The organism is Acidobacteriota bacterium, from assembly GCA_016195325.1.
GTDB lineage: Bacteria > Acidobacteriota > Polarisedimenticolia > JACPZX01 > JACPZX01 > JACPZX01.
The window spans coordinates 16,504-28,648 of the sequence record JACPZX010000003.1 but is presented as its reverse complement, the minus strand read 5'-3'; the positions used below and the strand labels follow the sequence as shown (position 1 = coordinate 28,648).

Annotated in this window: 10 protein-coding genes; 6 read left to right on the top strand and 4 right to left on the bottom strand. The window is 70.9% G+C overall.

Annotated features, from left to right (window positions below; genetic code table 11):
- The first annotated feature begins 16 nt into the window (after positions 1-16).
- From HY049_00395 to HY049_00380, 4 genes are all read left to right on the top strand, one after another.
- Entirely contained in the window at positions 17-2,677 is a 2,661-nt protein-coding gene (locus tag HY049_00395) for a serine/threonine protein kinase (protein MBI3447367.1), read from the top strand.
- A 107-nt stretch (positions 2,678-2,784) separates the two neighbouring features.
- Positions 2,785-3,063, top strand: a complete 279-nt coding sequence (locus HY049_00390) for a hypothetical protein (GenBank protein MBI3447366.1) — start codon at positions 2,785-2,787, stop codon at positions 3,061-3,063.
- 7 nt (positions 3,064-3,070) lie between these two features.
- Positions 3,071-3,472 (top strand): GFA family protein, encoded by a 402-nt coding sequence (locus HY049_00385; GenBank protein ID MBI3447365.1) that lies wholly within the window; start codon positions 3,071-3,073, stop codon positions 3,470-3,472.
- Positions 3,469-4,392: a PLP-dependent cysteine synthase family protein gene (locus tag HY049_00380; GenBank protein ID MBI3447364.1), complete on the top strand. Its 924-nt coding sequence runs from the start codon at positions 3,469-3,471 to the stop codon at positions 4,390-4,392. The genes HY049_00385 and HY049_00380 overlap by 4 nt, the downstream gene beginning before the upstream one ends.
- 15 nt (positions 4,393-4,407) lie before the next feature.
- Here the strand turns inward: HY049_00380 and HY049_00375 are convergent, their stop codons facing one another.
- The 4 genes from HY049_00375 to HY049_00360 form a co-directional block, all read right to left on the bottom strand.
- Entirely contained in the window at positions 4,408-4,899 is a 492-nt protein-coding gene (locus HY049_00375; protein MBI3447363.1) for a glycosyltransferase, read from the bottom strand.
- 48 nt (positions 4,900-4,947) lie between these two features.
- On the bottom strand, positions 4,948-5,550 hold the full coding sequence (locus HY049_00370) for a hypothetical protein (protein ID MBI3447362.1): 603 nt from the start codon (positions 5,548-5,550) through the stop codon (positions 4,948-4,950).
- 118 nt (positions 5,551-5,668) lie between these two features.
- Positions 5,669-6,793, bottom strand: coding sequence for a terpene cyclase/mutase family protein (locus tag HY049_00365; protein MBI3447361.1), 1,125 nt, complete (start codon positions 6,791-6,793; stop codon positions 5,669-5,671).
- 27 nt (positions 6,794-6,820) lie between these two features.
- Positions 6,821-10,231, bottom strand: coding sequence for a hypothetical protein (locus HY049_00360; protein ID MBI3447360.1), 3,411 nt, complete (start codon positions 10,229-10,231; stop codon positions 6,821-6,823).
- A gap of 156 nt (positions 10,232-10,387) precedes the next feature.
- On the opposite strand from HY049_00360, the gene HY049_00355 reads away from it, so the two are divergent.
- Together HY049_00355 and HY049_00350 are read left to right on the top strand one after the other, a co-directional pair.
- The gene (locus HY049_00355) at positions 10,388-11,161 is read left to right on the top strand and encodes a class I SAM-dependent methyltransferase (protein ID MBI3447359.1); all 774 of its coding nucleotides are present in this window, start codon (positions 10,388-10,390) and stop codon (positions 11,159-11,161) included.
- The gene (locus tag HY049_00350) at positions 11,158-12,117 is read left to right on the top strand and encodes an alpha/beta hydrolase (protein MBI3447358.1); all 960 of its coding nucleotides are present in this window, start codon (positions 11,158-11,160) and stop codon (positions 12,115-12,117) included. Before HY049_00355 ends, HY049_00350 begins: the two co-directional genes overlap by 4 nt.
- Positions 12,118-12,145: the final 28 nt, after the last annotated feature.

Below are 12,145 nucleotides of genomic sequence, written 5' to 3'. Positions count from 1 at the left end.
GGCGTGCTCGGCCGAAGTGACGGAGGAAACCGCCGCGTGTCCGACCTGCGGCGCGGCGCTCGGCGGGTTCGGGACCTCCGCTCAGCCGACGAAAAACTTCCCCGAGTCCATCGGACGACCTCCGTCGACTGATTCGCTGGGCCACGGCCGCTTCCTCCCCGGGGCCGTGCTCGCCGGCCGCTTCCGGATCGTCGCCCGCCTCGGCTCCGGAGGGATGGGCGAGGTCTATCGGGCCGATGATCTGAAGCTCGGCCAGCAGGTCGCGCTCAAACTCCTGCCTCAAGCGCTGGAGAAGGATCCCGCGCGGCTCTCGCGCCTTCTCAACGAGGTGAGAACCGCGCGGCAGATCTCGCACCCCAACGTCTGCCGCGTGTACGACGCCGCGGAGGCCGACGGGCGGCACGTCATCACGATGGAGTATGTGGACGGCGAGAACCTCGCCAGCCTCATCCTGCGGATCGGCAGGCTCTCGCACGACAAGGCGGTCCAGCTCGCTCGCCAGATCTGCGCCGGGCTCGCGGCCGCTCACGACCAGGGGGTGCTCCACCGGGATCTCAAGCCCGCGAACGTGATGATCGACGGCCGGGGACGGGCCCGCATCACCGACTTCGGCCTCGCGATCCTCGCCGATGAAGTCACGCGGAAGGACGTCGGGGCCGGCACCCCGGCGTACATGGCGCCGGAGCAGCTGACGGGCACGGCCGTCACCGTCCGGAGCGACGTGTACGCATTGGGCCTCGTCCTCTACGAGATCTTCACCGGACAGCCCGGCTTCAGGGCGTCGACGCTCCCGGAGCTCCTGCGTCTCAAGCGCGAGTCGACACCGATGACGCCGTCGAGCGTCGTCGGGGATCTCGACCCGGCGGTCGAGCGCGTCATCCAACGGTGCCTCGCGATCGATCCTCGCGAGCGTCCGGCTTCGGCGTTGGCGGTGGCGGCATCGCTTCCCGGCGGCGATCCCCTTGCGGCGGCGCTCGCCGCCGGCGAGACACCGTCGCCCCGGCTCGTCGCGGAAGCGGGGGACGTCGGAGGGCTTTCCCCCGCGGCCGCAGTTGCGTGCGGCGTCGCACTCATGGCCGGTGTGGCTCTGGTGGTCGCGCTGTCCTCCCGCACGCAGCTCACTCGAATCGTGCCCCTCCCCAAGCCTCCCGAGGTCCTGGTCGAGAGGGCACAGGAGATCATCCGCCAGATCGGCGGTCCGGAGAGCGCGGCGGACAGCGCGCACGGCTTCACGCTGAACGAGCCGTACCTGAAACACCTCACAGCGGACGCATCGTTCCGGTGGGAGCGGCTCGGTCGCACGGCTCCCTCCGCGATCTATTTCTGGTACCGGCAGAGCCCGCGTCCGTTGTTCGCCTACTCTGGGCAGATGGTGAGCCTCCGGGATCCGCCCCCTCTCGTTCCCGGGATGGTCGGGGTCATCCTCGAGCCCGACGGGAGGCTTCGGGAGCTGAGCGTCGTCCCAGGGGACGAGAAGGCCGATCGTGGGCCCCCCGCCGACCCGGACTGGACAACGTTCCTGAGGCTCGCCGGCTTCGACATCGGCACCCTCAGGAGGGTTGAGCCGGATGATCGGCCCGCACCGTACGGCGAGGCGCGCGCCACGTGGGAGGGAGCCTACCCGGGCGCGCCGGAGGAGACGATCCGAATCGAGGCGGCCGCGCATCAAGGGCGGCCGGTCGGACTCCGGATCGACGCCCCATGGACGGGCGAGTCGGCCGCCCCGACGAGCGCCCCGACGCCCGGCGGGAGAGTGGTCGAGGGACTCATCATCCTGACGTTCGTCGGCGTCATCGGAGGCAGCGTTGTTCTCGCCCGCCGGAATCTCCGCCTGGGTCGCGGCGACCGGCGCGGCGCGACGCGCGTTTCCATCTTCTGCTTCTCCGCGCTCACCCTCGTGATCGCACTGAAGCTGCATCATGCCTCCGGGATCGAAGAAGTCGTCCTGCTCTTCAACAACCTCGCGTATCCGGCGTACATCGCATGCCTGACATGGATCTTCTACGTCGCGATCGAGCCGTACCTGAGACGCCTCTGGCCGCGAGTCCTCATCTCATGGATGCGGCTCCTCGACGGGAGGTGGCGCGATCCGCTCGTCGGCCGCGACGTGGTCGTCGGGCTTCTCGCCGCGATCGCGCTCACGCTCCTGAAGCAGTCCTGGCCGCTCCTCTCGCGCGCGGCGGGTCTGCCCGCCCCCGAGTTCCTCAACCCTCCGTACTGGCTCGAGTTCCACAGCCTCACGGGTTTCCGATTCGCGGCGGGCAACGCCGCCGAGCTTTCCGCCGCGGCGTTCTTCTTCCCGATGGTGCTCATCGTCTCGCTTCTGGTCCTTCAGCTCGTCCTGCGGGTCCCGTGGGTCGCGATGGCGGCGTTCGTGCTTCTCATGTCGCTGGTCACGAGCCTCACGGCGCCGGCCCCGGCGTACGAGTTCGTCTTCCAGCTCGCGGCGGCAATCCTCGCGCTCACGGTCTTTCTCCGATTCGGGCTGCTCACCGGGATCGTGCTCGAGTTCTACGCGGGGCTGCTCCTGATGACCCCGATGACGTCTGATTCCGGCGCGTGGTACGCCTCGAGCACGCTGCTCGTGCTCGGCATCGGTGCGGCCCTCGCCGTCTACGGTCTCCGCGTCTCGCTCGCGGGTCGCAAGGTCCTGACCGACGCCGTGCTCGGGAGCTGATCGCTCGAATTCGCCCCGCGTCTTGATGCCCGCGCGGGGGGGTGGTAGCCTCTCCGGCAACCAGAACCCCGCAGCATCGAACCACGAACGGGAAGGTGGTCACGCCTGTGGCCGAGCCCACGCGAAAGCTGAAGTACCTCCTGAGGCGCTACGCGGCCGCCATCCGCGAGCGCACGCTCCGGCGCGGCCTCGCCTCCCTCTCCGGCGCCTTCGAGCGCTGGAGGAGCGGCCAGCTCGACAGCCGCGAGCTCCGCGAGAAGATCGCCGAGTTCGAGAAGGCGAGCGACACGCCGGCCGCCCCGCACGGGGCCGGCACGACCCATCCCCTCCACACGCCGGGCTCGCGCCGCGACGCGGCGCGCGGGAAGAGACACGGCCGCTCCTGACCGTGCCGTGATCCCCGGAGGGTGTCTCTGCGGGGGCGTCCGGTTCGAGGTGCGTGGCCCCTTCCTCCGCGCGAGCCACTGCCACTGCTCGCGATGCCGCCGCCACTCGGGCGCCGCCGTCTCCACCCAGGGACGCGTGCGGCGCGAGGACTTCACGCTCATCCGCGGCGCCGACCTCGTCCGCGCCTTCACCCCCTCCCCCGGCGCGAGCGCGAAGGCCTTCTGCTCGCGGTGCGGGTCGAGCCTCTTCGGCGGGAGCTGGCCCGACGGCGACGAAATCTCGATCCGCCTGGGATCGATCGACGGCGACCCCGGCATCCGCCCGCAGTTCCACACGTTCGTCGCCTCGCGCGCGGCGTGGGACGAGATCCTCGACGATCTTCCGCAGTATCCCGAGGGGAAAAAATGAAGAGCCTCCTCGCTTCGATAGGCCGCACCCCCCTCGTCAGGCTCGAGCGCCTCGCCGAGCCGGGGGCGGCGGACGTCTTCGTGAAGCTCGAGAGCGCCAACCCCACGGGAAGCATGAAGGACCGGATGGCCCTCTCGATGATCGAGGGGGCCGAGCGGCGCGGCGCGCTCCGGCCCGGCGGCCGGGTCGTCGACTACACCGGCGGGAGCACCGGGAGCTCGCTCGCGATGGTCTGCGCGGCCCGGGGGTATCGCGCCCGGTTCGTCTCGGCGGACTGCTTCGCCGAGGAGAAGATCCGGACGATGCGCGCCTTCGGCGCCGAGGTCGAGGTGCACGAGAGCGAGGGGGGGAAGGTGACCCCGGCTCTCATCCAGAAGCTCGTCGCCCGCTCGCGCGAGCTGGCCAAAGAGCCCGACACCTTCTGGACCGACCAGTTCAATAACCCCGACAACCGGGCCGGCTATCACGGGATGGGACGGGAGATCCTCGAGGCGCTCGACGGACGGCTCGACGCCTTCGTGATGGGGGTCGGCACCGGCGGAAGCTTCTCGGGGAACGCCGAGGTCCTCAAGGAGGCGCGCCCCTCGATCCGCTGCGTCGCCGTCGAGCCGGCGGCGTCCCCGGCGCTCTCGAAGCGCGGGCCGCTCGGCGGCCACCGGCTCGAGGGGATGGGCGCGGGCTTCGCGCCGGCGATCTTCCGCATGGATCTCGCGGACGAGATCGCGCAGGCCACCGACTCCGAGGCCTACGAGACGGCGCGGAGGCTGTCCCGCGTCGAGGGAATCTTCGGCGGCATCTCGTGCGGCGCCAACGTGCACGCGGCGCTCAGCGTGGCGCGAAGGCTGGGGCCGGGGCGGCGCGTCGTCACCGTGATCGTCGATTCGGGGCTGAAGTACCTCGCGGGGGACCTGTTCCGCTGATCGAAGGGTCCGGCCTCAGGACCCCATCGCCTCGATGAGCGCGTCGGTCGCCTTCTCCCACCGGTAGGGCTTCAGCGCGTCATCGAGGCGCGCCGCGTCGGGCTTCGCGTACGTGGCGTCGTCCAGGAGCGCGCGGGTCCACGCCGCCGTATCGTGCGGTACGAACTTCAAGTGCGGCAGCGCGAGCGCCTGGAGGTTCGCGAGGGGCGTGACGAGCATCGGCTTGCCGGCGGCGCCGAACTCGAGCACCTTGATCGGGAGCGAGTCGTGCGTCCCCGGGCTGAGCACGAACGGGAGGATGCCGACGTCCGCCGCGTGGAAGTAATCCCAGACCTCATCCGTCGGCACGGGGCCCACGACGTGAGTCCCCTCCGGGACGTCGTGCGTCGGGCGGGGTCCCTCGTGATCGGGTGACGGGCCGACGACCACGAGAGCCAGATCGGGGCGCGCCTTCTTCGCCTGGCGGAAAGCGTCGCAGATCATCTCCATCCCGTCGCACGACGCCATGTGGTTGCCGATGTACGTGATGACGGTCTTCCCCTCGAGCCCCAGCCGCTAGCGCACTTTTCCGGCGCGCCAGGCCGGCCACGCCCGGATCTCGTCCAATTCCGCGCCGTTGGGGACGTACACGGGGCGCCGCCCCGTGAGCTCCTCGACGCGGTCGCACAGCCGCGGGCTGACCGCGGAGAGCGAATCGGCGGCGAGGAGCGCGTCGAGAAGGAATCGTCTTCGCGATCGACCGACCCGCGAGTCGCCGAACTCGTCGATGAAGTTGTCGACGAGATCGAAGTGGGCCCGGTACGCGCGGCTCCCCGGCGTCGGGGGGAGAAAGAAGAACGGATGCGAGTGGAAGACGGTGTCGCACCCGAAGCGATCGAGCGCCTTCAGGATGCCGCGCTCGTTCGCGCGCGCGGCGAGGCGGCTGAGGATGGGGCCGGTCGCGGCGTAGACCGGCATGCGGAAGCGCGTCACGGGTCCGTTCGGGTCGACGCTCCATCCCCGGCGCGCGAGATCCCACCGGAGCTTGAGCTTGGAGAGAGTGTTCGATCGATCCCAACCTTCGGGATCGGAGCGATCGAGCGCGTACACCTTTCGCCGCCGCGCGACGCGGCTCATCAGCTCGACCTCACGGATCCGCAGATCCGGGAAGAAGCGCATGCGCGCGATCCAGAGGATCGCCGTGGACTCTGGTCTCATCGACGAGGGCAGGTGCCGAGAAACGACTCCGTTGTCCGGCGGGGCGTCGTCGAGGCCGCCTGCCGGCCGACGCCGATCCTCAGAACAGATCGTTGATCGTCGCCGCGACGCCGTCCCACGTGAATGCTTGTATCGCAAACTGTGTGGGCCAAGTATACAGCATCGAACTATATCCAAGGCGAGTGCGACGATAAGCGAAGCCTCCGGCGCGCGCCTGGAATCCGGCCAGGAACCGCAGCCCCCGGCGCCGCGCCTCCTCGAACTCGCTCCCGAGCAGGGCGAAGAGGCGGACGGCCTGCGCCGCCGCGTCAGCGGGGAGCGGCCGGACGAGCGTGTCGAGGACGCGTCCGCGGGAGGGGGCCTTCAGCTTCGCCTGGGCCGGCCAGCCGCCCGCTCGACGCTGGGCGGCCTGAAGCCACCGCGCCCCGCGCTCGGCCGCGGCGACGTAGAGGCTCTCCCCGAGCGCGCGCCCCGCGTAGATGAGCCCTTCGCATGCGTAGGCGTGCGCGTGCGTGAAGACCTCGTCGCGCCGAGCCGTGCAGAAGAACGCCCCGTCGCCGTCCTGAAGCGAGATCGTGTGGTCGCAGCACCTCGACGCCGCCTCGCGGTAACGATCCTCGCCGGTCAGAGCGTGGAGCTGGAGCAGCGCGATGGCGTTCTTCGCGTGGATGCAGCTCCCGTCGCCGAAGAATCCCCCGGGGTCCTCGAGCCGCCGCTCGTTGTCCGTCATCGCGCAGAACGAGCCGTCGGGGCGCTGCATGCGCAGCAGCCAGGGGCCGGCCCGAGCGGCCGCCTCGGCGTGACGCCGGTGGCCCGTCGATCGCGCGAGGCGCGCCAGCCCGACGACGCACGCCGCGGTGTCGAAGGAGAAGTGCCTCCGGGGCAGGGCGAAGTTCGCGGGGTCCTCGGAGTCGGGAAATGAGCCGTCCCCTCCCTGGATGCGCAGGAGAAAGTCCCCGGCCTCCTCGGCCACGTCCAGAAAGCGTCGATCCTCACGCGCCCGGTTGAGGAAGACGAAGAGGCTGACGCCGTACCCGGTGATCTCGGTGTAGACGCCGAGCGGGCGCCGGTGGCCCGCGTCGTATCCATGACGAAACGCGCCGCGCGAAGGGGATTGCGGGTCGACGACCCGGATGGGCGCCGTGCTGTGCCAGGCGATCGCCCGATCGATCGCCTGCCTCGTATCCGGAGCGGAGGAAACCACCGGGCGGAGAGTACCACCGCCCGCCGGTCACGGGCAGATCGCGGTCGTCCGCTCGGCGCCGGAGGAGGCGGCCCCGTAGCTCCCTGAGCCGCACGCGTTGCGGCTTCGGACGAGGTAGTAACGGCACTTCCCGAGCAGGGGCCTGGCTGAGTCCGATACCTGGAGAGAGGCCGTCCCGGAGGCGAGGCAGGACTCGAGTGTCCCATTCCCGGGCGGCAGCTGCGCGACGTTGCCGCGGAGAACGTCGTACTGGATGCCCGGGCCCGCGGCGGGCTCGCCGGAGTTCCAGGAGACGACCGTGCCCTCGAGGTCGAGCGTGAGGCCCGCGATCTCGGGGGGCGCGGCGAAGGCCGACGGATCGAGCGGCGCGCAGTCGGCGCCGTCGTCGACGCCGTCGTTGTCGTCGTCCGCGTCGCACGCGTCGCCCGCGCCGTCGGCGTCGGTGTCGATCTGGCCCGGGTCCGGGTCGGCCGGACAATCGTCCGCGCAGTTCGCCACGCCGTCGCCGTCAGAATCCGACACGGCGGTGTCGGTCACGATGTTTCCGCCCGACGTCTCGCCTCCCGGCTGAAGCGTCGTGACGTAGTACCAATAGGACGCCCCGTTCTGCACCGTCGCGTCGTCGAACGCCGTCGCCTGCGGGCCGATCGTGGCGAGGGGGGTGAAGGCGCCGGCCGGCCCCGCCGTCCCCCGGTAGACGCGGTACCCGACGGCCCCGCCGATCGGGCTCCAGCCGAGGCGGAGCGCCGTCGGGCAGGTGGCCGCGTCGGTGATCGTGGCTCGGGGCGAGGAGGCGTAGCCGGCGTCGATCTCGAGGGGGAGGCCCGTCGGCCCCCGCTGGCCGTCGGCGCCGATTGCCCGAAGCGCGACGTAGAGCGGGCCGGATTGGAGATCGATCCCCGTGATCGTCGCGGTCGCGACGGGGCCGAGGAGGATCGGGGAGTTCCCCTCGGCGGCGCCGATCCCGCCCAGGAGGTCGGGATCGCTCCCGTAGTGAAGCTCGTAGCCCGCGAGCGGGACCTGCGCCGGATCCTCGTTCCAGTCGAGCGCGATCTGCTGGGCGCCCGTTCCGGCCCGGGCCGTCATCGTCGTCGCGATCTCGTAGAGCCCCGCGCCGCCGTCCGGCACCCAGAGATGGTGCCGCCCGTCGCGGCTCGTCGTCTCGAGGACGGCGCTGTAGGGCGCGCGCGGGACCAGCGGCAGCGTCTCCCACGAGGCGCCGCCGTCACGGCTCCGGTGAAGCCCCGCCTCTCCCGCCGCGTAGACGCGCCGGGTCCCCGTCGCGCCGGGGGCGAGGCGCGCGACCCGGTCCCCGGAGAGCGACGGCGTGAAGCTCTGCCCCGTCCCCGCGCGCACGAGGACGCCCGCGCCCGTGGCGGCGTAGGCGCGCCCGCCGGCGAACCGGATGTCGCGGACGTCCTTGAGCGTCGAGGCCGTGCCGGGCGGAAGCGTCATGGCGGCCGCGCCCCACGACAGGCCGCGGTCGGCGCTCTCGAAGATCGCGCCGCTCCGGCTCCCCGCGAGGAGATGATCTCCGGAAGGGTCCGCAGGGTCGAAGGCCATCGACCAGATGTACTCGTCGTCGAGGCCGTTCGCCCGGCGGGCCACGGGCGTCCACGCGAGGCTGAGGGCGTTGGCGTCGGACGGGCTCGTTGCCGCGCGCGCCTGCGGGTGCTTCCAGATGCCCGCCCCCGTCGCGGCGTAGACCACCGACGCGTCCGCCGGATCGACGACGACCTGGTGGAAGACGTTCGTGCACATCACGTGCTGCCGCGACTCGACGTCGTCCACGTCGAGCATCGAGGCGAAGCCGCTCGCTCCCGCCGTGAGCGCCCAGGTCCGCTTCGCGTAGGCGACGTTCGGGTCTGCGGGGGCGACGGCGAGCCGCGACGCCGCGTGCATCGCGAACGGATCGCCGGTGGACCAGCCGGCGCCCAGCTCGTCGGTGACCCAGAGCGCGGTGCTCGTCGCCGCGGCGATCTGGTGCCCCGTGGCCGCGCGCGTCTCGACCAGATCGTAGACGTGGAAGAGATCCTGAAGGCTCGAGACGACGGTGACCGTCCACGTCGCCCATCCGTCCGTCGACGCGATGCGCCGGATTGACGCGCGATCCACGAGGTAGATGCGATCCGGATCCGTCGGGTCCTGCACGAGGCCCGCAATCCCCTGGAACCCCGAGTCGAGCAGGGTCGCCTGCCACGGGGCGCTCCGCGGATCGCCGGGGTTCGCCGGGGTGAGCATCAGCAGCTCGTTGGGCTCGCCGGTGGCGCCGTCCCCCGCGGCGAAGAGGCGATCGGGATTCCACGGGTGCGCGAGAAGCGCGGTGATCTTGAGGCGGCTCGGCCGCGACCAGGGATCGAATATCGGGCGCCACACGCGATCGGGCGCGCCGTCGCCGTCGCAGTCGTTGCTCCCCTGGCAGTCGCCCGCCCCCGAGAGATCGCCGAACCAGCGCATCACGAGGGCGGGCTGCTCGACGCTCGAGAACCCTGCCGGGCACTCGAAGCTCACGGGGTACGCCTTCCCGTTGGTGCACCTCGGCCCCGCGAGAACGCCGTAGCGAACGCTCGGGTCCGACGGGGCGAGGGCGAAGGCGCCGAGGAAAAGGCTCGTGCGCCCCTGGTCGGCGACTGCGACGAAAGTTCCGGTCGTGTCGACGACGTCCTCCCAGGTCCAACGCCCTCCCTTGTCCCGTGAGGTCATCAGCGCCGACTCCTCGGGATGGACCGACGTCGTGCCGTAGAGCGCGCCGGTGACGGGATCGACTTCGAGGATCGACGCGTCGTTCGACTCGAAGTTGTTCACGGGCTCGGGGTCCTGGGCGGCGCAGATCGGCCGCGGCTCGGCCTGCGGGATGCAATGGGGATTGCGGTCGTACGAGAAGCCCATGTCGCACGATCGGTAGAAGGCGCCGCACGGCTCGAACTGCGAGAGGACCAGGTAGTAGAGCCGGTTCGTCTCCAGCGGGTCGAAGAGGAGCTTCGTGGTGTCGCACTGCTGGCGCAGATTGACGAGACCGTCCTCGCGCTCGCAGACGACGGTCGGCTCCCAGCGCTCGCCCCCGTCCAGGGAGCGGTACGGGCGATCGCCCTGCGCCGTGAAGTGGCCGAGGAACCCGAGCAGCAGGTGGTTGGGGTCATCGGGTTGGATCGTCAGATAGCGGGCCGCGACGTTCGGCAGGCCGTAGTTCTTCGGCTGCCACGTGGCGCCGCCGTCGATCGATTTCAGGACGCCGACGCTGTCGAGCACCCAGTACATGACGGCGGGATTCCGCGGATCGATCGTGAGCTGGCTGAACCGGTTGAACGGCGCGTTGAGGACGCGGATCTGCTCCGTCGCGGGGAGGCCGGGCGTGGGCGAGGAGGCGCCGAGGCGGGGAGAGGGTGGTGCCGCGGCGAGCGCGGTCACGATGGCGAGAGCCGTCAGACTCCGTCGCAAGATCGCTTCCGATGTCGAGCCGAAGCGCCTCCGTGGTTGGGGCGCGGGTCTCCCGCGGCCGAGGGAAGCCGGGGGTCTTGAGATTCTAGCTGGTTTCGCGCGAACCTGTCGGGTAGGATCGGCGCCTGGCTCCGCACCCCCGAGCGCGAGGAGATCGTGAGCGAGTTCAAGGATCACTTCTCGTCGGTCGCGGGATCGTACGCCGCGTTCCGCCCGACCTACGCGCCGGAGATGATCGCCTTCCTCGCGGGGCTGGCTCCCGGGCGCCGCGTCGCGTGGGATTGCGCGTGCGGGTCGGGGCAGGCCTCGATCCTCCTCGCCGATCACTTCGAGCGCGTGGTCGCGACCGACGCGAGCCGGGAGCAGATCGCGAACGCGGCGCCCCACCCCGGGATCCAGTACCGCGTCGCGCGCGAGGACGACTCGGGGCTGAAGGATGCGGGCGCGAGCCTCGTCACCGTGGCCCAGGCGCTCCACTGGCTCGATCGGCCGAAGCTCTACGGCGAGGTCGATCGCGTCCTGGAGCCGGGGGGGGTCTTCGCGGCCTGGTGCTACGTGTTGCTCCGGATCTCGCCGGAGGTCGACCGTGTCCTCGACTGGTTCTACGCGGAGCGCGTCGGTCGCTGGTGGCCCCCCGAGCGCAGGCACACCGAGAACGGATACCGCGACCTGCCGTTCCCTTTCGACGAGATCCCGGGCGGGGAGTGGTGGATCGAGTCCCGCCTCGATCGGACGCGCCTCCTCGGCTACATCGGGACCTGGTCCTCGGTGAGGAACTGCCGCGCGGCCGGCGACGATCCGATGCCGGAGCTCGAGGCCGCGCTCGCCCCTCACTGGCCCGACGCGGCCGAGCGGCGAGAGATCCGATCGCCCGTCACCCTTCGCGTGTCGAGAAAGCCGGGCGCCCTCGGGCGCGGGAGGCTCTCATGAACCCTGGCGATTTCGTTCTGTGCGTCCGCGACGTCGAGGGAGGGAAGTTCGGATCCGAGCCGGGGCCGTCCACCTTCCTCGTGGTGCCGCCGGGTAAGAACCCTTCCCCGCGCCACGCGATCGGGAAGGATGACTGGGCGGGGCGCGTCCAGCGGCAGGCGAAGCCTCCCGCCGCCGCGGGGGCCAACGGCGACATCCTCGTCTTCATCCACGGGTACAACAACGACCAGGCGATCGTGATGCAGCGGCACAGGAGGCTCCGGGCCGATCTCGAAGGGCTTGGCTTCGCCGGGGCGATTGTCTCGTTCGACTGGCCGAGCGCGGCGAGCGCCCTCAACTATCTCGAGGATCGGAGCGACGCGAAGGCGACGGCTCTCGAGCTGGTCGACAAGGGGATCCGCCTCCTCGCGGCGCGGCAGGATCTCGACTGCCGGATGAACGTCCACCTCCTCGCGCACTCGACGGGGGCGTACGTGATCCGCGAGGCCTTCGATGACGCGGACGACCGGCGGGCGATCGCCGCCGTCAACTGGACGGTGAGCCAGATCGCTTTCATCGCCGGCGACGTCTCGAGCGCCTCGATGTCGCCGTCCGATTCCGCCTCGGAGTCGGTGTACCGGCACTGCGTGCGCCTGACCAACTACTGGAACCCGTACGACTCCGTCCTCAAGCTCTCGAACATGAAGCGGCTCGGGACGGCGCCCCGCGTCGGCCGCGTCGGGCTCCCCGACGACGCTCCCGGCAAGGCCGTCGACGTCGACTGCGGCGACTACTTCCGCACGCTCGACGAGAGCGAGGCAGTCCATTTCGGATCGTTCACGCACTCGTGGCACATCGGCGATCCCGTCTTCACGCAGGATCTCCTCGCGACGATCCGCGGCGACATCGATCGCGACAGGATCCCGACGCGCCGAATGGACGAGCGCGGGAAGCTGCTCCTCGTGCGGCCCCGATGACCGCGCGGTCGCGCGCGATCGTGGCCGG